We start from the raw sequence: 22064 nt of genomic DNA, 5'->3' as shown, positions 1-22064 counted from the left end.
CTGAAATCCGCAAATCCGTAATTACCTTGTCACGGGCCCAAGGCCCGATTCAGCCCCGCGAGACGCGTTAGGCGATGACTGCTTCATCTTAATAAGGTCGTGCATGTATCTTCCCGCAATTCCCGTGAACACCCAGAAGGTATGATGGAAGATCGGGTAAGCTGATATGAGTGAAAACCATATCGATACGATCAGCCAGGAGATGAACATATTCACGTACAGGGCCCTTTGCCCGCCTCGGCCCTCCAGCCTTACACAGGCCCTTCTGCACTTGAAAACAGTCCATAATATCGATGCGAAAAGGGCGATCACAAGAAAAGCGCCGGTAAACCCGGTGCCGAAGAAAAGATAGGACAAGAGATTATGCGGATTGTCGCCCGGAGCGAAAAACTGATATTTTTCGTGAACCATGTATGTGTAATTCTTAAACCCGGCCCCGCTAAGGAGCACTACCACAGGCTCCATGAACAAAAGAACGAAAACATCATAAAAATAATCCACCCTTTGGAAGCTCCCAGTCATCTGCCCTTCCGAGAGACGGTGCCCTACCGCCGCCGGTAGATATTCCAAAAAGGGGATTTTGACAAGCGCAAAGTATACGGTCGCCGCCAAGACGAGGCATGACGCGCCAAGCCTCAAAAAACCAATCCTCTTGACGCACAGCGCCAATGAGACTACTGTGCCCAGGGCAAAACCCGTCCAACCGCCTTTCGAGAAGGTGAAAAAAGTCACGCCCATAAGGAAAAGAAATGCCGGAAGATAGACGCCCCATTTTTTGAGAACCGACCTCTCCTTAATGAAAAACATGAGGACTATCGTGCCGCCTATGCTTGTCTGTATAGTAAGGGTATTGGCGTTAAGCAGGCCCTCGTCATGGTGCGCGATGCGGTAATAATGCCCGGCCAGCAGGTGTCCTCCTGTGGCGTGAGAGACCTGGTATAGCCCGAAGGCGGCTACCGCAATAACGCCGACGGCAAAATACCAGAAGGCGTCTTCCACGAGCCTATCATCAACAATCAGGCTAGCGAACACCATGAGCGAGAACAGGTATAGGAACTTGATGAAAATAACCGTCTCCATGTCGAGGTTGGGATATCCGATGACAAACGTGACGATGATCGTGGTCAGATGGGCCAGTATGAAAAGGCCCGATAAATATAGCCACGGCCTGGGTATCATCACCTTGACCTTGAACCCGGTACCGGCGATATAAAAGGCCATCATCCCGAAAAAAAGAACGTCATAGACGAACAGTCCCTGGGAAATCTGCAGGAACTGCGCGTCATAGGTGAGCCCCAGCATCAAGAACGAGAGTTTAACGAAAAAACTCAATTCCTGCTCCTCAGCAAACTGTTGAATTTGGCGGAGATCACGAACCATTCGTCTTCATCTATGGCCTTAAGCAAAAATAGTGCAAGGATGTACAGCGTGACACCTGCAAGGCACGTTATGACGATGCCGTAGCCATGGAGGATGAATAAGCCAGTCATCATGACGACTGATGAAAGCAACGGCTTATAAGCATATGACAGAATGCTTTTGACCAAAAAATCCTCTGAGGGAAAACAGAAGGCCTTTATAAGAAGGGTGTACAGTATCTCGACGGCAAGCATTACGAGCGCGGCGGCGACTATCCCGAACCCCTCTACCAGGAGGTAATTCAGGCCTATCTTCAAGCCGATGGCAACAAGGGTGACGAAAAAAAGGCTTCTCTCCCTGCCCGTCGAATAGGCTATCCGGATCATAAAAGATTTTAAGAACACGAAAGGTATCGTGAAGAGGAATATCTTCACGATCTGCCCGGTTTCAATGAAAGACCTCCCGTAGATAAGCGGTATCAGCCCGTCTATGATAAAAAGGCCGATGAATGGAATCGGGACGCCAATGATCAGGAAGAACTTGTTGCTCTTTCTGCATATGAGCTCGAAATGGCCGCTGTCCTCATGGTAGATCCTTGATATCAGCGGATAGACCGACGAGAAGTAGGCAAGGGAGAAGGCTATAGACAGGTCTATGAAAAGGAAGGCCGCGCTGTATATGCCGACCTTCTCGTAGGGAAGGAGATCCGAGATAATAAGCTGGTCTACCTTCCAGTAATACCCGAAGACGATGACGGATAGGACAAACCAAAACGAGCTGTTCAGGTTCTGACGCAGCCACCCCCAGTCCATCCTGAAGGCCAGAGGAAAAAACCTTGAGCGGTAGATCGCGGCCCCGAAGGCAAAGACGAGAAAATACGAAACCGAGATGCCCGCGACAATATAGCCCAGCCCCAGGTCGAGGTAGACGGCGGCTATGATAAAGGAACTCTTCAACACGCTGTAGGCTATGTCGAGCATGGTCACGTATTCGAGCCGCTCATAGCCGCCGAAAAATGAGCATATTGTCTTGTTGAACGAATAAAAAAGGTGGAACATGGAGAGGAGCAGCACCAAGACCTTGATCTCCCACGCCTTGTCGGACAATAACATCCACCCGGCTACAATGCCGATGAATACCGGGACAAGAAGGGCCCTGAGCGTCAGTACGTTCATCAGTATAGGCTCACCCTTGCTCCTTTCCCTGGCTATCTCCCTTACCATCAGGACGTCGACCCCGTAGCACAGTACGGTGTCGGCCATTATCACAAAGGCCAGGATGAAGGAATACCGTCCGTACCCATCGGCGCCGAGATACCTTGCCAGAACGACAGTAAGGACTAGCCCCACAGCCTTCTGGATGGTGGTGGATATCAGAAGATAGGTCGTGTTCTTGAAAAGTGTTTCGCCCGACCTCATGAAACAGTCTCCAGTCAGTTTGAGCGAGGAGAGGATTCTGGATGCGTTGGTTGAGAAGTCAAATGGTCGCGATTTCCGCAGAGGCCCGGCTTGTCCTATTTAAACGTCTTAAGCAAGGATTGCAGATGCTTTTTTACCGAGCGCCGTCGCATGTCGAGCCATTCGTAGAGGCGGTAGTCGTAAAGCTTCCCGAATCTCAAAAGCCGCCATCTAATCCTGGTGGATATAAGCCAGGGGCTTAGCGCCAACTTCAGAAGGGCCGATTTTACACAGCCGAATCCTCTGAAGTGGTCGTCTATGTAGCGGAAGAAGATGATATACCAGAAGTATTTGACAAAATCCGGCTCATCGAGCCATGCGAACTTTTCCGGCTCCGACTGCTGCTCGAACATATTCCCGTATTTGGACCGCGCCCAGCCCTCGAAAGACTCAGGGAACTTCATGCTCCATTCACTGTTCCCGGCTATCATTTCGTAGAGCTTGCCGCCTGGATATATGTAGTAGGCGAAAGGCCCGAGGATAATATGCCTCTTGTCTATCTTCTTTATCTTGCCGATAAGCCTTACGGTCTGTATCCTGTCCTCGCTCGTCTCGGTCGGATATCCGGAGAGGAACGAAAAGGATCCGCGTATGCCTATCTCGGCGCAGACCCTTGCGGCCCTCAGGGTGTCCTCCACCGTGATCCCTTTTTTGAGGAACTTGAGGCACCTGTCAGAACCGGACTCTGCCCCGAACCTCAACTCCTCGCATTTGCTGGCTATCAGAAGATCTATTATCTCCCTGTCTATCTTGCTCCTGAAGTCGCTGGCCCTGCATGTGGTGATCCATGTAAACGGATAATTTTTCACGGCAAGACCCGAAAGTATCCTTGCCACGCGGTCCCTGTCAGCGAAGAAGTACTCGTCCCTGAAATAGAGCTTCTCGAAGCGGTACTTCTCGTAAAGGCGTCCGACCTCATCGAGGACAACATCGGCCGTCTTGCCCCTCCACCTGTTTCCTATGGCGCTGTTGTAGCAAAACGTGCATTTGAACATGCACCCGCGCCCGGTCAGGTAGCAAAACTGCTTTTTCATCGCCTTCATAATGCCAGGGTCTATGACGCCGTAGTCGGCGTCATAAAGCTCCTCATAAGGAAGCGTCTCGAACGGCTTTTTGAGCATCTCTGTCGCATTGGACCTGGTGAGCACATTTGCAATGTTGTCCGTACTTCCGCCTGAATCGAGGGCATTACAGAGCGCCAGGAGACTCTTTTCGCCGTCGCCGGCCACGGCGAAATCTATCAGGTCGGATTGTACGGTCTGGCCCGGATAGAGCGTGACATGATGCCCGCCCACGACGATGAATGGCCTGAGTCCCTTGTCCCTGAGATGGAGCATGCTCCTGCAAGTGTCCCCCACTTGAGGCGTCATCATCGAAAAGCCCACTATATCCGACGAGCGGGCCTTTTGCTCAAGCAGACCCAGATACTCCCCGTAGGTATGGATGGACCCGTCGAGGATCTCGACATGATGGCCGGAGTTCTTTTTTATGTAGCTAGCGAGCGCAAGCAGACCGTAATGAAAATTCGCGTTCGTTGGCCTGTAAAACGAGCGTGTAGCCGTGAGCAGTATCCTCGCCATTTCAGTATCAGCTCTCCGAATTAACTCTCCGGCCAGTCCTTCCTCATCTGTCGCCCGGCACCGGATAATAGAGATCGGGCTCGTACAGAAAAAAAGTGTCGCATTGTTCGCATATAAGGCCGCCTCTGTCGCCCCGGAACAATTTTGAGCGTATCATCTTGTAGCGCCGGCTGTTCCATATCTCCAGGAGCGAACTCGTTTCGACGTCTCCCACGACCTCCTTGTGAAAGTAATCCGCGCTGCAGATAACGGCCTTGCCGTCATAGGTTATGTACATCTGCACGAACGGATAGATACAGAATTCCTTTAACGGCTCCTTAAGCACTTTTGTCTTGAGATTGCCTGCCCGGTTCGTGTAATTCGTGTAAAACCTCGTAATGGAAAAAGAGACGCGGGCCATGCGCTCGCTCTCCAGCCTGAAGAATATCCTTAAGTATTTTTTTGACGTGTCGTCAAGCGTGAGCAAATAATAAGTCCCAAGGAAGACAACGCTCGACCATCGATGCAATACGGCGTTTCGACGGCTCATCTTTACGACAGACGCAAGCGCATTGATCAGTGGGAATACCAGCCGCTTTCTCGCCTTTGAATAATGGTTGATCGCTATCCTGTCGGCGCCGTTCTCAAAAAGCTCCACGAGATACCTGTATGAAAGGACGCTCCCGTTGGTGATTATGAGTATGCAGGCGTCATTACAATATTCCCTGGCAAGCCTTACAAACCTCACGAGGTTCTTGCTCAAAAGGGGCTCGTTCATCAGGTGGAACGAGATCCGCCCGCAAAATCCCATCTCCTTAAGGTCTCCGAGCACCTTCAGGTAAAGTTCTTCGGACATCGCCCCCTTGGGCATGGATGAGCTTTCCTCCTGGCCATGCGGGCAGAAAGGGCATTTGCTGTTACAATATTTGTGGATGCCTATCTCTATGTGGGAAAAAGCCCTTTCAAGGATTGGCGTGCCGTTCACCATCGGTTGTTCCGCGTCACCATGGGCTATGGAGCTTAATAAGCCCAGGTCATCTGTTCGCGATCCAGTCAGCCCCTCTCTTGCCATATCAAACCCCGGCGCGAACGGTCTCGTCTTTCGCAAACGGTTTTTTTGCACCCTCCAGCACGATCATGCAGGCGTCCTTTTTTTTGCACTTGGGGCAAGGCGCAACATGACACTCTCCTTGACCCCCCTTCGGCCACCTGTAAACGGCCCCATCCCCCTTACTTGCGCCCACTGCCTCCAGATAGCACAGGAAATGGAAAACGCACCTGCACCCGCTGCATTCGACATGGCACTGCCTCATGCTGAGCGTATGCTCGGATCTGAAAAAATAAGCCCTTATCTTCGTCCCGCAACATACGCATATCTCCCCTTCGATGAAAAGCTCGCGTACCTTCCTCGCAAGCCTGTTCATCTTGTTTAGCGGGACGCTCTGGTTTGAGGCACTCGGAAAATCAGCAAGCCTGAATCTCACCGTATCCTCCTTTTTCCATGCATCGGCGCACCTTCAAGACGATCACCTGGATGCCGCCTCCGGAAAACTCTTTTATTTTTTCTATTCCGAGAGCAGATTGCTTTTTCTTTGATTCTTTCAGGAGGCGTTCAACGGCTCTTATGTCATCCAAGACGGCGTAATCAGCCCCTGTATCTCTCAGCAGACCAATTATCTCGCCTTCTTTTTTCAGAGGCCCAAGATAAAAAAGCCTGGCTCCAGCATAGAATGAAACGACCGGCAATGGCGAGACGATCTTAATTCTTTCCTTCTGCTCAATTCCCCGTATGAACAGACCGACCTCCTTTTGGAGCAGCTCATCCCTGTAGGTCTTTCCGTCAAACATCGGCTTGACTGCCCATGGCGCAAAGACAATTAGAAAAATAATCATAAAAACCCCGGGCAGATGCCTATGTCTCTGCGCCAATCCATTCTGAAGGAGCGCAAGGCCCCTGCCGGCAAAAACGGAAAAAAACGGCGTTACGCACAGAAAATACCTGTTATCTGTCGGATACTTCATAAACGGAAAGACGAACGCATAGATCACAGGGATCAAGAGAAGCAGCATCTCTTTTTTACCAGCCCCGGCCCCGATCCCTGCTCCGGCAAAAAGCATCAGAAGCACAGGAAAGACAGCAGGCAGAATGTAGTGCACGGCCTTGTACAAGCCCTCCGTTCTTTTTGTCAAAAACGCCCTCCACTGAGATCCGCTCTTTATTATCTCTTCGCCTTCTATATAGCCGTAATCCCTGATAAGCTTTTCTTTCGCGGCCTCGGGCGCCGCAACGGGGGTTACATAATAATTTAGCTTCTTGCTTATCGTAATCTCTCCGGTCTGAATGTACAGGACCGCGGCATAAGCCGCGTAGAGAGTTAATGCGGCAAAAATCAAAACGAACATGGATAACAAATTTGCCCGCAAAGCCCCTGAGTCGATAGCGTAATAGAGGAAAGGAATCGACAATAGAAGCAAAATGCCGTCAAAACGCACAAGGTAAGAAAGCCCCAGGAACAGGCCGGTCAGAAAAAAATATGCCCTGCCTCTTCTCTCTATCGCAAGCGCGCATGAATAGATTACTGCCACGGCCATGAGCGTATAAAAAGATTCCTTGAGAACCGTCACGGATGAGAGCGCGTGCAGGGGCACCAGCGACAATATGAGAGCCGAATAGATGCCTGTTTTCTGTCCGTAGAGCCTTTTAGCGAGCATGTAGACAAGATATATCGTGGCTACTGCTGAGGCGAGCGAGACCAGCTGGCCGCTTCTTACGTAATCCAGTGGAGTCAATGCCGAGACAGCGAAGATCAAAGCAGGATACAAAGGCTCATGGTGGTGCTCCGGCACGTCTACGGTGAAGAAGTCTCCTGCGGCGAATGTCTTTGCCATCTCTATAAGGACGACCCCGTCAGGCGCTACCACGTCAAAGCCGTAAAGAAGAAGAAGCCTTGCCCCCAGTGCGATAACGACCACAACCGCAAGCGAAAGCCCCGGGGCGCTCTTCAAGCACAAGCTCATGCCCATAAGAAAATCATCCTTTATGCCTTTTCATAAGCTCGATCACCGCGACGTCCCTCATGGCCCTGGTTAGAAGAGGACCTCCGACGACGACGTACTGGAAGGTCACGACGAGCCGGTTGAGAAGCGTTATAACGGCCGCATCAGCTGCTGGTACCTGCAAGTACACAAGAAAGGCACCCATACTGACATCCCTTACCCCGATCCCGCCCGGTAGCCCGGAGAGCCTGCCGAGTATCATCGAACTCCAATAGCCTATGAACGCCGAGGAGTACATCAGCTCAACGCCGCAGCTCCTGCCAGTGAAGTATAGCGTAAGCGGGAGAATCAAAATGACGGAGACAATGTACAGCGAATAGCGGATCAAAAAACCGTTGTCGAGAAATGCCCTTAGGCTCTGCTTGAGCGACTCGACGTCCTTCCTTTCCGACACGCCAAACTTTGCCATGGCTTTCCTGAAAAACCGTGGAGCCCCTTCGCCTTTGTCTATGATATAAAGGAGCGCCTTCTCATATTGGGTCATCGATAGCGTAAATATGCCGAGTATTGAAAGCCAGGCTGCGATGGTTACCGTCCTTACTCCCTCAAGGAACGCCCCTCCCGCGAACAGGAGTATCGATAAGAGCAGGAACAGGTCCCAGTACAGGGTATAAATCTGCTCGAAAATGACCGCCAGCACGGTCTTTCTGACAGGGACCTTGCTGTAGAAGTACGTCATCATCGGTTTTGAGATTAAGGCCCCTGTCCCGAGCGGCGCCACATACGCCGCAAGCTGCACGGTGTTCGTGATGAGAAAGGAATGTACAGACGAGATGGGCTGGCCCAGCTGCGCCAGGATCGCCTGAAACCTCTTTGCGAAGATGATTATCGCCACTGAATTAACGATAAGCGCGACAGCTATGTTAAAGATGAACCCGGACGAATATATGGTCAGACGGCCAATCAGCTCTTCCATCATATCCGCTCCATGTACAGGCATGTCTCGCAAAGCGAAAGGAGGTTATTATCCATTAGCCTCCTCCTGAAGCCGGTATATTCGGGAGAGTTCCATATATCGTATAGAGGCTTTTCAAGGACGCTGCCGAAGCTTCTGCGGATGGCGTAGCAATGAAAGACGTTGCCTCTCGAATCTATCCTGCCCTTGAATATAGACCTGCAAAAACAACTTCCCTTGGACCTGTTGTTTTTTGAGTAGTGCGTTTCGGCTGAGGAGGTGAAATCATCCGGCAGGTAGAATATCCTCATCCCCAGACTTCCGGCCCTTTCCTCTGCGGCCTTAATCCCCTCCATGAGAAGCGCAAACGGATAGCCCGCGTCTTTCGACTCGCTTATCCTCAGCTTGAAATCCGACTCAGGGAATCCCAGGACTTCGGACGCTTCCCTGAGGTCCTGGCCCGTGTACTTCCGCTCGAATTCGAGTATGAGGTTGTCAAGGCCGAGGCCGTGAGCGGTATCAACTATCTCGGAAAGCCGCCTGATGTTCTCATCAGAGATCACCGCGACCATGAACACGAAAAAGCGTTTGCGCGCAAGCTTTATGCCGCGTGCGGCGCGCTCAAAGGCATGGTCCCAGTTTCGCATCCTGTTATGCAGATCCTCGGGACCGTCGATAGAGACACCGATAGCCTGTATGTTGGATAGCATTGAGAGCTTCCCGCAAACCTCCTCATTTAACAGCGTACCGTTTGTGGTTATATGCACAGGGACTTTCATTGAGTCGAAAAAACCGATCATCTCGAAGACGTCCTTCCTCATGAAGACCTCGCCTCCGATGAGGCTTACCTTTCTAACCCCTTTTACGCGTGACGCGAATATGCTTTTGATCTCCTCGATGCTCAGCTCGTTTGAGGTCAAATCAGCGTTCCTCTCCTGATAGCACATCGAGCACCTGAGATTGCATCTGTACGTCGGCTCAAAGACGATGTTCGACGGGGGCGCAAGCACATAATCCTTCGCTATCTTCCCAAAGGCCCTGCGGCTCTCAAACCTGGAGCACCTTATGAACTGTCTGCGTACCGTGTTGTACGCCCCCAGCCTGGCCAGGCCTTTCAGAAGCGTTCCGCCGAACCTTCTGTTTATTATCCCTTCTAAAAACACTTGAGCACCTGAGAGTCCGCGTCACTGCACTGAATTCTTTTGGCGCACCTGTAAAGATCGATTATCACCTCGAGGGCCTTCAAGGCCTCTTTGCCGTTAGGCTCGGCCCTGTTTGAGATGATATCCAGGAGCTGGTCCCCGAGCAGGCCCTTCCTCCACGGCATCATTGAATAAATGAGAGAAACCGCCAGCCAGCGCGCCCTGCTCCCCTTTGCGTCGGCCCCAAAGCTCCATTGTACGATGCGGTTGTTCTGTACCGCGGCAGCCCCCTTTGTGCCGTACACCTCGAGCCTGTCCGGCTGCCTTGAGCTGGCTGAGGTCGAGGCCTGGAAAGATGCGACGGCTCCTCCCTTGAACAGTATCTGCCCTGAGGCTGTGTCTTCCACTCCTATTTGGTGAGATACCGTGCGCATCTCGCAGCCAAGCCCCTCTGCTTCCCCTCCGAGCCACAGCAAGACGTCTATCCAGTGAATGCACTGCATCATGAGCACCCCTCCTCCAGCAAGGTCCGGCCTTTTACGCCAGCCCCCGGAGCTGTCGTAGTAGGCCTGCGGCCTGTGCCAGTTCATGGAAAGGTTCATGGCGTAAACCCTGCCGAAACTGCCAGCCTCAATCTCTTTTTTTATCTTCCTCAGCGCCTGGCTGTAGCGGAACTGGCTTATCACATAGAGCCTTACCCCTTTCTTCGCGCAAACATCTACAAGCCTTCTGGCGGCCTCAAGCTCTATGTCGATGGGCTTTTCCACTATGACGTTCTTCCCTGCCTCGGCCGCCATGATCCCGTATCTGGCGTGCTCGTTATGGCGGCACACAATGTCCACGAAGGACACCTCATTGTCGTTCAGGCATTCCTCGAACGAGGAATAGCTTTTGACGCCGTATCTACGGGCGAACTCGTTTCTTCTTTCCGGGTCGCTCCCGTAGACCCCGGCCACCGCCGAACGAGCATCGCCCGTCAACGCCCTTGCGTGCTCCCCGGCAAACCCGCCTGTCCCGACTATCGCGACATTGACCTTTTTCACCGCGACTGACACCCGATCCTTTTCAATAAGCGCCTTAGCTTTGGCACGCGGTATATCCCGCCTTCACCTGCATAATTGCAGTTTACGCAAAGGGGTGAAAACGCCCTGTCTCCTCTTCTGAGCTTTTCCCTTATCTCCTCGAATTTTTCGGAAAACCAGATGTCCTTCACGGACGAATCACCGACATTGCCCATATAGTTAACATCGTCATGATCGGCCACGCAGGAGACCACCTTGCCGTCCGGCTTTATGTAAAGCTGCTTGTATACGCGCTCGCAGAACATATTGACCACGGGCCGTAGCATGAACAGGCCTTTTACGTGCCCTCCCCGGTTGTCATGGAAGAAGAACTGGTCCTTCCCTTTGTCCTGCACAGTGCAGTAGTATCTCCTCCTGGCTACAAGCTCCTTTGACTTTTGCAGAACCCGGTCGTCATAGCACGACATTATCAGGTGGTCCAGCCCGTTTGTGAAAAGCCCGTCGAGGAGCTCAAGCGTTAGAAGGTCCCCGTTGGTGTTGAGGAACTGGAAAGCCTTCGGGAGCTTCTTTTTCACGTATCCGACAAAGGCGCATATCCTTTCATCAGAAAGCGGCTCGTTTATCTCAAAAAGGCTGACCCTGCCCGAATAATCGAGGCCCTCAAGATCGTCAATAATCTTTCGGAAAAGCCCCTCGTCCATCTTGTGTTTGATGCGCGCCCTTGCAGGGTCGCCCAGGGCGCAAAAGCTGCACCTCCTCGTGCAGTAAGAGGTGGTCTGGATGTTTATGTGCGAAAAAAGCGGCGTCTTCCTCCTGAGATAGGGGTAATAGTGCCTCCTCAGTCTGTTGACGTTCAGCAAGAAAACCCGCTTTAACCTTCCGACCTTCACCTTTGACACAGCCATCTTCAAAATGCCATTCAGCACGCTGACCGGTCTCTTCCGGCAAACGCCCTTTCGTACAGGCTTACGTAATGCCCTATCATCTTTTTTACTGAAAAATTCTCAACTATGTTCCTGTAGCCAGCCTCTCCCATTTCTTTTGCTAGCCCAGGGGCATCTATTATCCTCAAGACAGCGTCCGAGATCGCCTCGATGTCGTTCTTCTTGACCAGGACTCCGCACTGCCCGTTTACGGCCTCGCTGTTGCCTCCGACGTCGGTTACGACCACGGGCGTCTTCGAGGCCATGGCCTCAAGGATTGATTGCGCAAGGTTCTCGATGTGGGCCGGAAGGACGAAAACGCTTGCCACGGACAGCTCGCGCCTTACTTCTTCCGGCGCAAGGTAGTCGTGGAAGATGAAATTATCCTTGAGACCGTCCCTTTCGATGAGCCTTGATATCTGCGTGCCGAGCTTGACGCCTATTTTGCCGACGATGACGAACTTGACGCCTGTTTTCCTCGCGACGACCTTTCTGGATGCCAGTATAAGGTCGAGCACGCCTTTTCTCTCCATGTTTGAGCCGATGAACAGCACCCTTGCGCTCAGGTATTTGCCTTCAGCAGCGAGGTAACGATCTACGTCCTTGCCCCTGTGTATCACTGAAACCCTGTATTCAGGCAACCTGTAATGCTCCAGGAGCTTGTTTTTAAGATATCTTGTGTTGGACACGATGAAATCAAACCTTCGAAGCGCAGCCCTGTTGAGAAGGTACTGGGCCCTGTAATGGATGGCCCTCATAAGCACGTGGCCGGTCTTGTACGGGAAATTGAAGACGCTGCCACCCTCGAAGCAGTAATAGTCGTTTACGGAGACAACCAGCGGTATGCCCGTCTTTTTGATCCTGTCGTCCACAAAATGAGAGTCGTTTACGTCAAGCACGTGGACCAGCGAGAAAGGCGAAAGCTCCAGGCGCCTTGCGAAGACCTTCATCTTCAAGGCGAACATCCATCTGTTGTCGAGGACGTTCGGTATCATCCTGTCAAGAAAAGAACTGCCCGGGACAGGTACACGGATAATCTCGAGCCTCCCCGACATCTCATGGCGCTTAAGCCCTTCAGCACAAGGCGTTATGAAGGTTATCCCGTAGCCTTCCCCGAGCAGCCCCTCTGCCAGCGCTATGGCGAAAGAGCCATTTCCGGAACGGACATTTCCGTAAAACTCATGCCCGATGAGGCATATGGCTTTTCCGTTCCCCAGGCCCCTTGCAGCGTGTCTCATCCAAAAGTCCTCTATGCGGCGCGCGCCGCTCTGTGTTTGCGCCTGATGAACGGCTGCGAAAGATATAACACAAGCGCCACAAGCGTTACGGCTGAAATGACGGCCCCGGCCCTGAATACCTCTGGTTCATACTTGAACTCGACCTTGTGGGCTCCCACGGGCACTGATACAGAGCGCATGACATAGTTCGCCCGGTATATCTTCGTCTCGTTCCCGTCTATATAGGCCTTCCACCCCGGGTAATACGAATCGCTCATGACCAAAAAACCCGGCCTTTCGCACGCCGTCTCCAGAGTCACCCTTGATTGCGAATAAGCGGTGATTACCGGCATGGCGCAGGGCTGTCCTTCGCCGTGCTTCTCTGGATTCGTTCCGGCTGGCTCTTCTAATATAACGACCGATCGAGGGTCGAAAAGCCCTCCCTTCATGAACTCAAGGACTTTTTCCTTCGCAAGCACTACGGAACCGTCTACGGTAAAAGCCCTCGGCATGACCTGTTTGTTTTCGTAGACCTTAACGCCGTCCGGCCGGCTGTAGACCAGCTTCAAGTCATTAGAGTCGAGCTCCCCGGTCCTCACAAGGTATTTGACGTTGAGCAGCGAGAGGGCCGATATCGCTGACCCGGAAGGGCTCCCCTCCATGTAGCCCCGTTCAAACGCATGGTGGAAATCGTTCTGCCTCTGTATGCCTATGGAGGGCTTGCCGTCCGCGCCCTTCCATATATTTATCCCTCCGTACACAAAGGACGTAGCAAGTGTCTCCCTCCATTTATAGTACGCCCCGTCATCCAGCCTATAAGACTGTATCCGGTGCCTTTTCATGTATTCATCCCCTATGGCGTAATTTACCCTGAAAAGAGAACCGTCTTTTTTTATGAACATGGCTGTCTTCGGATAGGTACTGTAGAATTCACTGTCAATTGTATTTACATACCTGCCGTTCTGCCCTATGAGGTCTAATAGTACAATTAAAATCATCAGGTATCCGAAAGCGGCGCTTTTTAAAACGCCCTTTTTCCAGAGGTAAAGGCAAACCAACACGGAGGCGAGCATTATAAGCTGCCTGCCGATGCGCTCGTTCACCAGCCTCTCCGGGAACGAACCCGAACGGAGCAGTATCCACAGGGCGGTCATGACCGCACCCGCGTGAACGACTAAAATAAGGCGCCTGTCCCCGGCGATCCTTTTCCTGTGCCGCATGAGAAAATAGGCAGCCGCCGGCAGAACAAGGACGAGGAATTGCGAGGATAAAAGGAACCGGGGCGCAATCTGCCTGTAAAAGCTCCTGGAATATAGCGACTCCACGGGTGCCGTGGCGAACATTTTAAGCCCGGTCTCATAAGAGCTGGAAATTTGGCCCATGAATCTGTTTAATTCCGCGGCGTAAGGCGCCAGCAGCCATCCTGCAAGCATAATCGCCGTGGCCGTGGCCATCAAAAATAACGTAAGATGACCTGCCAGCCTCGCTGTTTTATCCTTTTGACCCTCTTGACAACCGTCCGTGGCCGCGCCGATGCATATGCCGGCAAGAACGGCCCCGGAGAAGCTGAACAGGTACAGATACCTAAGCGGTATCTGGAAGTTTCCGAAGCCCGGGACAAGATGAAACTGAAAAAAATAGAAGGGCAGGTCTCGCCCCATCGCGAAAATCAGGGAAAAAGCCGCGGCATACCCAAAAAACTTTTTGTGCCCGTTTTTACCGGACATAATCGCGGTTGCGGCAAAAATCAGGGCCGCAACCCCTATATAGCAGTACCTTTCTGCGCTGTATTCCGAGTTGAACCCCTCGAAGCCCTCGGTCAGATGCGCTCCGTATAGGTCAGGAAATACCAGCAGGGGCAGATCGGAAAGTTTCATGCTGTAATATGACGACGTTAGAAAGTCCAACCCTCCGGCGGAGCTTTCAACCCGGCCTCCCTGGCCTGAAAGCTCAAGTAGCGGCAGGAATTTTATTGCCGCAATTCCTATCCCGGCCCCTAGAACCAACGCAAGCCCCCTGGCGGCAAAAACAGCCTCGCCCCACTTGCTTTCCGAGCGGCCACCGTCCATGGATGCCGCCTTATAGACGATAAATAAAGCTGCCATCAGGAATGTGTAGCTCCAGAATTGCACATGGCCCTGAAAGAACTGGAACCCGTAGACTGCCCCGGCGGCGGCAAAGAACCTGGCATCGCGTCTTTTATAAGCCGTGTTTATTAAAAGAAGGATAAGCGGCAGCCACGCCATCGCGGGGGAAATGCAATACTGGTCGGACTGGCTCACCATGACGGAGGAAAACGTATATACAACCGCAGCCATGTAAGACCCTATGCGGCCTATCCCGATAGCGAGGGCGAAAAAGTACATGAAAAAAAGGCTCATGGCGTAGTGCGCGACCAGGAGATAATTGACAGCCGTATAGGCGGGCAGGAACAGAAAAAGGATGTTTATCGGATGGAGCCAGTATGAAAAGGCTGGCTCCGCCATAATAGGATAGCCGAGGTCGATCTCGCTGCGCCACAAAGGAAGGACCCCGTTTTTCAGAGAGCCGAAGGCAAAGTCGTTCACCGCAATCCCCTGGCTCCATATCTCAGGCCCGATAAGGGCCTTTCCGAAGAAGATGGGCTCCCTGAACAGATAGACGAGCGCCACGGTGCCCGTAATGCTGATGAATAACCTGTGGGCGGTAATATAAGGCGTCTTGCCTCTCATATGTCCGTTCATGATAGTCATGCCTTGATACTGCGTTTGAAGTCTCCCAGTTTGCGCGTCCCTTTTGCTCGCCCATTAACGCCAGCCAATATCTCAGTCATAAACCGTGTTTTTGACAGATCCGGGCCTACGGTCAGGCGTATCCAGTCCCTGCGGTCAACCGGTATCCTCGAGTCCGTCTTGAAAAGGACATTGTGTCTTTTCAGCACGTCAAGGACCTTGTCGTTCTCATCTCTGCCGTGCATATGCAACCAATTCGTTTTCGACGGGATCACGTCATAACCCGCTCCCTCAAGCAGAGAGACGAGAAGCTCGCGCTCTTTTATGGTCTTCTCCGCGTAATCGATGACCTCGGTCATGTTGTCGAGCATGTAAGAGGCGAACTTGACCGCGACCTGGTTGATCTCGTACAGAAGGCGCCATTTCGACAGCTCATCGATGATCTTGAAGCTTCCTGCCAGATATCCTGCCCTGAGCCCTGCCCCGCCGAAGGCCTTTGAGAATGTCCGGGCTATGGCTACATTGTCGTATCTCTCTATAAGGCCTATGGCCGAATCTGGCGCGTATTCGCGGTACGCTTCGTCTATCAGCACGGGTATCCCGTAGCCGCCGCATTTCCTGACGGCCGACTCAAGAACGCCTATCTCTATGAAGTCGCCCAGGGGGCTATTGGGATTCGCGATGGCCAAAAGCGCGGTATCCCTGTTTATCGAATCAAGGAGCCTGGAGAAGTCCAGCGTGTCCCTCGTAACATAGGGGACCTTTACGGCCCTGGCGTTGAAAAGATCGCTGTACACCCTGTACATCGGGAAACACGGCTCGGTTATTATGACCTCGCCTCCGGGAGATACGTATGATTCGAAAAATGCCTTTATCGCAGCGTCAACGCCGGGCACGAGAAAAAAGTTGCGCTCCTTCAGCCCGTGATGGGCAGCAAGCCTCTGCACAAGCCCTGTCGTTTCAGGGTAGCACAGGATGTCTTCCTGCGTTATCGAGCTTATGAACCTTCCGAAAAACCCTTCTGCAAACCGCGTCAGCCTCTCGCTCTTGTCCAGCCGGGCCTTGTTTGAGTGCCTCTCCACAACTGCGTTAGGGACCCTTACCACAGAATCAAGCCAGGGTTTGCTCCTGCTCATTTAAACCTCCGTTCAGAAAATGTCTATTTACCTGTGCCTGGGGCCTCTGAATGAGGTATCGTGCTCGAAGTAGCATCTCCTGAAGCCCTCGACCGCGTTGGCGTCGAGCTTGCCATAATAATTGTTTATGACCGTCCTGTTCGCCTCGAAAAGGAGCCTGTAGAACTCCTCGTCAGGTATGTCCGTGAAATTCGCGGTCATCCTGTCGGAGTTGACGTACTTCGAGTAGAAGTCCTCCGCGTCTTTAAGAAGCCCCCTTTCAACCGCAAGCTTGAAGAGCGCGGTCCCCGGATACGGGGTCACTGGCTTTATGGTCCTGAGCTGTATGCCGGTATTGTACCTGTTGAGGAAATCCACCCCTTTCCTTAGCGATTCCGCCGTATCCCCGGGGCTGCCCCAGATAATGTTCAGCCCCGGGTGCATGCCTGCCTTTATAGTGTTCTCCACGCCCTGATACGCCTCCTCAACAGTCTGTTTCTTGTTCATCATGTCGAGGACCTTCTGGTCGAGGGATTCGACGCCGTAGTTTATGTAAACGCAGCCGGCCTCCTTCACCCTCTTGAGGATATGCGGCCTTGCCACCTTGAGCCTGCCCATGCAGTTCCATCCGAACTCCAGCCCATGTTTCCCGATGCCCTCCACGAACCTGAGTATGTGCTTTTCAGATACCATGAGATTCTCGTCGGCAAACGTTATATGGGTAACGTTGTAGTCCTTCCTGAGCTTCTTTATCTCCTCCATCACGTTCTCAACGCTCCTCAGCCTGTAGCCGGTGTCCATCCTGTAGCAGAAGTTGCACCGGTAGACGCATCCCCTGCTTGCAAGCACAGGGAAGCACCTGTCCGTGTGGGAAGCGGCTATGTGCCTCTCAAGGACGTAGTGCTCCATGGGGAAGAGGTCCCATGCCGGGAACGGGACCGAGTCGAGCTCTGTTACGAGCTTCTCCCTCTCGTTGACCCTGACTTCAACCCCATAGCGGTAGGCTATGCCCTTGACCCCTTCAAGAGGCCTTTTGGACGAAAGCGCGTCGAGAAGGTTGCAAAAAACCGTCTCCCCTTCGCCAAGGACAGCGATGTCGGCCTCCAGCTTCCTGATGAAGTATTCGGGGGCGGCCGTGGGGCCGTGGCCTCCTAGAACAACCGTCGGCCTGTGCTTCGACGCGTTGACTTGGGCGAGGAAGCTGACGGCCTTTATGTACTGCTGGTAGCCGTATATCCCGACCCCCAGCACGTCGAACCGCTCCTTATCGAGAAAGTCTTTTATGGCCTCGTCCGGATAGTGATAGACCTCCTGGTTGTATATGGTTATGTCCCTGTAACCGCGCATCCTGGCCGCGGAGGCGAGATAAGCCGCCGCGAGCGGAAAGAAATTGACGTAAGATCCCTTGTCGAGAACGATAAGAAGTATCTTCATGCGCATGCGCTCACTCTCTGAAGATCCTTTCAAGCACGCTTGAAAGCTTCTTGTAGTCGCACCTCCTGCAGTGGACGCCAGGGCTGTCCAGCCTGCATTCCTCGGCCACCTGAAGCCTCTTAGGCGAGCCGAGCAGCTCGTCGAGTGAAGACCTGAATATGTTGCCCACCGGGCTCGACGACGTATTCAGGCAGCATATCCTCACGTCTCCGTTCACGTCCATGTAGAAGCCGCTTCTGGGCCAGAAGCAATCGTGAAAATCCCAGGGCGCCTTGCCTTTCACGTTTGTTTTGTACCTGATCAGGGTCTCATAAAGATTCTCTGTGAACTCCACCCTTATGTCCTGCCCCTCGCCCCACCACTGGGCTATATTCAGCCTGACCTCCTCGATCCAGGGATACCTCTCGCGCACAAGGAGATTGATCTTCTCTATGTCCCGGCAGTTCCTGTCGGTAACTACGAAGTTTATTGCCATGCGCGTCTGCCCCCTGTCGACGGCTGAGAGCCCGTCCAGGAACCTCAGCAACCTGGCCCATCTCGCGCCCCTTCTTTCCCTCTCGTAGTTTTCAGCATGCCCGTCCACCGAAAGATAGAGCAGCCCTATGAAAGGCAGCGCCTTGATGAAGTTGCCGTTCAATCCATGCTGGCAATTGGTCGCTGTGATGGTAAAGGCCTCCGGGAAAGTCTCCTTGAACCTGCGGCATATCTTATGAAACTCAGGATGCAGGAACGGCTCTCCGAGGCCCATTAGCTTGGCCTCCCTGATCGGCTCCGAGGACAGTTTATCGAGCACGATATCCCACTCCTTGAGGCCCATGTGCCTGGGCTGCCTGACGACATCCCTTCTGTTGCAGAACCTGCAGTCGATGTTGCAGAAGTTCGTTGTCTCCAGGTATGCGTACGTTACCGGCTGCCTGCCGCCCAACTCCTCCTCCTATTCTTCAGACAAGGCGTACTTATCAAGCTCATCGCCGTCGCGCGGGATGCTTACGGCCGAGCAAGAAGGGTACGGGTTTGTCCTTGCGAAGTCGTTTACGATTACCCTTTGAGCGTGATTGCAGCCCATGACGATGGAGTGCCAGCTTATCCCGTGCCTTTTAAGAGAGGCTTCGAGCTTCTCCCTGTACCTCTCCGGCCTTGAGGTGCACACGACTATCTGCGCGCCCTGCTCGGCCCATCCCTTGATGACCGAGATGTTATTTGCAAGGGGCTCGTCCTCGCCGTCCCAGTTGTCCAGCCCGTACTTCCCCTTGTTCCTGAAGATGACCCCGTCCACGTCTATGAAGTAAGTCCTTTTGCGCCTCAAGACCCTGTACCAGTCGCAGAGAAGCCCCCAGTCCTCGTAGTCCTCCGCTTCAAGGAACGCGAAGGCGCTTTTTCTGCGTATAAGGCGCGAGACTACATGGCTGAGATATATCTCGCCTTTGCCCTGCCATGAGCCGTCTATCTCATCGTAAACATCAAGAAAACCCTCGGCGGATTCAAACCCGTAGACCCCTGTGCAGATAATGTTCGAGCTTGCCGACTTCTCCACTATGTCGGCAACGCGCCTGTCCCCGTCGAGGACTATAAAGCTCTTCGAGCCCACGTCCCTTACCTCACGTCTTTTCCTTATATCCACGCCGACCAGGAAGTTGCCCGGCCTTTCAATGCCCACTTTCACGAATCCGTCAGAGTCCTTCGCCACAAGCGGGCCGCTTACCCCCATCTTCCTTATCGTCATCGCAATCGTCTCGCTCTGCGACCGGGTAAACCCGTCGAGGACGCAGACCTCGGCCTTGCCGCCGAAGGCCTGGGCAGCCACCTTATCAGCCGAGTATCTACGGCAGTGTTCATCTACCACGGTCACGATCACCCTTGCAGCGAAAGGCAGACTAAGGCCTTCCACCGCCTTTTCCGCCATGAGCTTGCCGTCGGGATAGGTGAGCATCCACTTCGGCCTGACCATGGGAAACCTCGTTGAGCGCCCTGCGCAAGGCACTATCAATGTGCCCATCTCAGCCCCTCGACCTTTTCAGAGTTTTTTTCTTTCGTGCACTGCGCATAGTATTCGTTGAAAAGGCGCACACCTACCGAATAGAAAAGCGGAAGCGTATGCTCGTTCTGCCTTGCCTTGTAAGGCAGCATCCTGCAGTAGTGTACGCCCTCATGAAAAAATAGCGACCTGTAGTCCTTCGGCGCCAGTTCTCTTCTCATCTTCCGGTCGAGGCTGTGGAAAAGGTTCTGGTACCTGTTCGATAGCTGCTCCTTGAAGCTTATCCTATGGCCGTCGACCCTTACCTCGTTTATATCGCAGAGGAACTCATACCCTGAGTGCAGCGACTGGTACAGCTTCGCTATGTCAACCATCGGGTCGGAGACCGCGTTCTCGTCATTAGGGTCAAGAAGTATGAACCTGCCGTCATTTACGATTATGTTATCTACCGTTAGGTCTCCGTGTATCTGGCATTCGCGAAAGCTCGAAAGCTCCTCTAAAATCTCCTTTGAGTCCATGATCTTGCGAAGGATCGAATGAAAGTTGTCGTAAAGGATCCCGTTTATCTCTATCTGTTCGAAGCTTAGGAGCCTTCGCATTACGGGGCTCATGGCGGCAACATCCATGACCTTGCCCACTGCCTTGCGGCTTATGTATTCGCTCATCGTCTTTTCAGACCGTACCTGCCTGCCGTTCAGATAGACCCTCCTGTTCATGAAATCGAGTATCGATTCGAGCACCTTTACGGAACTGGCAAGCGGGTTCTTGTGAATGTAATCGAAAAACGGCGCGTACTCGCCGTAGTACTTGAGGTCGTAGCAGTAAAACCTCTCGTTCTTCGAGCAGGAAAGAGGCTTGGGGAACTCAGGAAGGTCGTAGGACCGGAGCCACTGGTACTGCGCCCTCAGTTTTCCCTCGTATTGGGGCAACGCTATTTTGCGGACGAACTTGTCCCTGTCCTGGCCACACATCAAGAGCGTCACCGCGTTCGAGCCTCCCTTGAAGACCGTCATCACCTTCGAGGCCCCTTCGGTCTCGAACCCTGTGACTATGCTGTAGATCATGTTCTGGGAAAAATATTCGTCCAGGAAGTGGCTTAAGTCGGAAGATATGTTGTCATGTCTCATGAGCTTGTTGAGGTAGAGGTCGTTTCGGTCGAATGGCGATTTCTGCCTCTTGTACAATAAAAGAAAAATCCCGCCCGATGTAACAGGCGTCATGACGATCAGGCCCCATATAAAAAAAGTGAACACGACATGGCTTTCGGCCCCTCCCCCCCCTGTGACAGGGCGAAGGATCTCAAGAAAATAATAGTTGAATGTCCCAAGGAAGCCCGGCCCCGACGGGACGGCCAGGCACAGGAAGCTTGAGAACGAAAGGAAAAGGGCCTGCCACGGCTCAAAAAGATAGAAGGCCTTGACCGCGAAAAAGGCCCCGGAGACGTACAGTAGCCACATGGCGGCCGCCTGAGCGACATACCTGCCCAGCCTTGCCTTCAGGAATATTGTGCGTACTGAGCAGATGCTTCCCCACAATGCGTACCTCAGCCGGTCTCTGATTGCGTCATTGAAAAGGACAGTGGACCTGTATATTGCTCTCAGCAGATAGCGGTTCTGCGAGGCCATGAGGTAAAGAACGACCAAGGCCGCGAGGAAAAGCGCCAGCAGGTAGGCGTAGAGCAGATAAAATGACGGGGAGTTCAAAAAGGCCATCTTGAGAAACAGCGAGTTGAAGGCCAGGAGGCCGGAGAGGAAAAAGACGAGCACGAGGAGGTCCGCCATCCTTTCCACAACTATGGTCATTAAAATGGAGGTCCTGCTGCAGGTCAGCATCCTTCCGAGCACATATGCCCTCACAAGCTCTCCTGTGCGGAAAGGCATGAACACGTTAAAGAGCGACCCGAACGCCTGCGCCCGGAAAAGGTCTGCGAACCTGTTCGGTGCTATCAGGCCGACGAGTATCTGGGAGTTCTTTACGCGGACGAATTCTCCGGCAAGGAAAAAAAGCGCCGCGTAAAGGGCGTACTGCAACCTCAGTGTCGCTGGAAATGCGGCCATGGCGAAATGGTTCTCCTTGAAGAAGAAATAGAAGTATGCCCCGCTCACAAGGACCCCGCCGCCGAAAAGGATTATGAGAAAGCGTTTATTCATAGTCTCTTAGCAGGATGCTGAAAAAGTCCATCCATGGCTTTTTCAGCA

17 protein-coding genes are annotated in these 22064 nt (G+C 52.8%); all 17 read right to left on the bottom strand.

All coding sequences use genetic code 11. The annotated features are described in order from the left end of the window. Window positions 1–21: 21 nt before the first annotated feature. Window positions 22–1302, bottom strand: coding sequence for a hypothetical protein (locus tag A2V21_312055; GenBank protein OIJ74934.1), 1281 nt, complete (start codon window positions 1300–1302; stop codon window positions 22–24). A gap of 26 nt (window positions 1303–1328) precedes the next feature. Then, complete coding sequence (locus A2V21_312050; protein ID OIJ74933.1) at window positions 1329–2777, bottom strand: hypothetical protein; 1449 nt, start codon at window positions 2775–2777, stop codon at window positions 1329–1331. A 95-nt stretch (window positions 2778–2872) separates the two neighbouring features. Next, window positions 2873–4396 (bottom strand): hypothetical protein, encoded by a 1524-nt coding sequence (locus A2V21_312045; protein OIJ74932.1) that lies wholly within the window; start codon window positions 4394–4396, stop codon window positions 2873–2875. Between the two features lie 43 nt (window positions 4397–4439). After that, window positions 4440–5363, bottom strand: a complete 924-nt coding sequence (locus A2V21_312040) for a hypothetical protein (GenBank protein ID OIJ74931.1) — start codon at window positions 5361–5363, stop codon at window positions 4440–4442. Between the two features lie 85 nt (window positions 5364–5448). Beyond that, entirely contained in the window at window positions 5449–5859 is a 411-nt protein-coding gene (locus A2V21_312035) for a hypothetical protein (GenBank protein ID OIJ74930.1), read from the bottom strand. Beyond that, complete coding sequence (locus A2V21_312030; protein ID OIJ74929.1) at window positions 5840–7399, bottom strand: hypothetical protein; 1560 nt, start codon at window positions 7397–7399, stop codon at window positions 5840–5842. Before A2V21_312030 ends, A2V21_312035 begins: the two co-directional genes overlap by 20 nt. 7 nt (window positions 7400–7406) lie before the next feature. After that, window positions 7407–8348 carry a hypothetical protein gene (locus A2V21_312025; GenBank protein ID OIJ74928.1) on the bottom strand — a complete coding sequence of 314 codons (942 nt, stop codon included), beginning with the start codon at window positions 8346–8348 and terminating at the stop codon, window positions 7407–7409. Next, window positions 8348–9490, bottom strand: a complete 1143-nt coding sequence (locus A2V21_312020; protein OIJ74927.1) for a hypothetical protein — start codon at window positions 9488–9490, stop codon at window positions 8348–8350. The genes A2V21_312025 and A2V21_312020 overlap by 1 nt, the downstream gene beginning before the upstream one ends. Continuing rightward, window positions 9481–10524, bottom strand: coding sequence for a hypothetical protein (locus A2V21_312015; GenBank protein ID OIJ74926.1), 1044 nt, complete (start codon window positions 10522–10524; stop codon window positions 9481–9483). The genes A2V21_312020 and A2V21_312015 overlap by 10 nt, the downstream gene beginning before the upstream one ends. Further along, a complete protein-coding gene (locus tag A2V21_312010; protein ID OIJ74925.1) occupies window positions 10509–11417 on the bottom strand; it encodes a hypothetical protein in 909 nt (302 codons plus the stop codon). Before A2V21_312010 ends, A2V21_312015 begins: the two co-directional genes overlap by 16 nt. Beyond that, window positions 11411–12652, bottom strand: a complete 1242-nt coding sequence (locus A2V21_312005) for a hypothetical protein (GenBank protein OIJ74924.1) — start codon at window positions 12650–12652, stop codon at window positions 11411–11413. Before A2V21_312005 ends, A2V21_312010 begins: the two co-directional genes overlap by 7 nt. An 11-nt stretch (window positions 12653–12663) precedes the next feature. Then, window positions 12664–15342, bottom strand: a complete 2679-nt coding sequence (locus tag A2V21_312000; protein ID OIJ74923.1) for a hypothetical protein — start codon at window positions 15340–15342, stop codon at window positions 12664–12666. Window positions 15343–15359: 17 nt separating this feature from the next. Beyond that, the gene (locus A2V21_311995; protein OIJ74922.1) at window positions 15360–16478 is read right to left on the bottom strand and encodes a hypothetical protein; all 1119 of its coding nucleotides are present in this window, start codon (window positions 16476–16478) and stop codon (window positions 15360–15362) included. 27 nt (window positions 16479–16505) lie between these two features. Continuing rightward, a complete protein-coding gene (locus A2V21_311990; GenBank protein OIJ75177.1) occupies window positions 16506–17891 on the bottom strand; it encodes a hypothetical protein in 1386 nt (461 codons plus the stop codon). Window positions 17892–17901: 10 nt separating this feature from the next. Further along, window positions 17902–18816, bottom strand: coding sequence for a hypothetical protein (locus A2V21_311985; protein ID OIJ74921.1), 915 nt, complete (start codon window positions 18814–18816; stop codon window positions 17902–17904). 9 nt (window positions 18817–18825) lie between these two features. Beyond that, window positions 18826–19887, bottom strand: coding sequence for a hypothetical protein (locus tag A2V21_311980; GenBank protein ID OIJ74920.1), 1062 nt, complete (start codon window positions 19885–19887; stop codon window positions 18826–18828). Further along, window positions 19875–22016, bottom strand: coding sequence for a hypothetical protein (locus A2V21_311975; protein OIJ74919.1), 2142 nt, complete (start codon window positions 22014–22016; stop codon window positions 19875–19877). Before A2V21_311975 ends, A2V21_311980 begins: the two co-directional genes overlap by 13 nt. Window positions 22017–22064: the final 48 nt, after the last annotated feature.

The sequence above is a fragment of the Deltaproteobacteria bacterium GWC2_55_46 genome, assembly GCA_001595385.3.
Lineage (GTDB): Bacteria > Desulfobacterota > GWC2-55-46 > GWC2-55-46 > GWC2-55-46 > UBA5799.
This window is presented reverse-complemented; position numbering and strand designations above follow the sequence as displayed.

Bases quoted from the DNA above. Each gene is read 5' to 3' on its own strand.
- A2V21_312055 (OIJ74934.1), bottom strand. From the start codon at position 1,302: ATGCTGGGGCTCACCTATGACGCGCAGTTCCTGCAGATTTCCCAGGGA.
- A2V21_312050 (OIJ74933.1), bottom strand. From the start codon at position 2,777: ATGAGGTCGGGCGAAACACTTTTCAAGAACACGACCTATCTTCTGATA.
- A2V21_312045 (OIJ74932.1), bottom strand. From the start codon at position 4,396: ATGGCGAGGATACTGCTCACGGCTACACGCTCGTTTTACAGGCCAACG.
- A2V21_312040 (OIJ74931.1), bottom strand. From the start codon at position 5,363: ATGGTGAACGGCACGCCAATCCTTGAAAGGGCTTTTTCCCACATAGAG.
- A2V21_312030 (OIJ74929.1), bottom strand. From the start codon at position 7,399: ATGGGCATGAGCTTGTGCTTGAAGAGCGCCCCGGGGCTTTCGCTTGCG.
- A2V21_312025 (OIJ74928.1), bottom strand. From the start codon at position 8,348: ATGGAAGAGCTGATTGGCCGTCTGACCATATATTCGTCCGGGTTCATC.
- A2V21_312005 (OIJ74924.1), bottom strand. From the start codon at position 12,652: ATGAGACACGCTGCAAGGGGCCTGGGGAACGGAAAAGCCATATGCCTC.
- A2V21_312000 (OIJ74923.1), bottom strand. From the start codon at position 15,342: ATGAGAGGCAAGACGCCTTATATTACCGCCCACAGGTTATTCATCAGC.
- A2V21_311995 (OIJ74922.1), bottom strand. From the start codon at position 16,478: ATGAGCAGGAGCAAACCCTGGCTTGATTCTGTGGTAAGGGTCCCTAAC.
- A2V21_311990 (OIJ75177.1), bottom strand. From the start codon at position 17,891: ATGAAGATACTTCTTATCGTTCTCGACAAGGGATCTTACGTCAATTTC.
- A2V21_311980 (OIJ74920.1), bottom strand. From the start codon at position 19,887: ATGGGCACATTGATAGTGCCTTGCGCAGGGCGCTCAACGAGGTTTCCC.
- A2V21_311975 (OIJ74919.1), bottom strand. From the start codon at position 22,016: ATGAATAAACGCTTTCTCATAATCCTTTTCGGCGGCGGGGTCCTTGTG.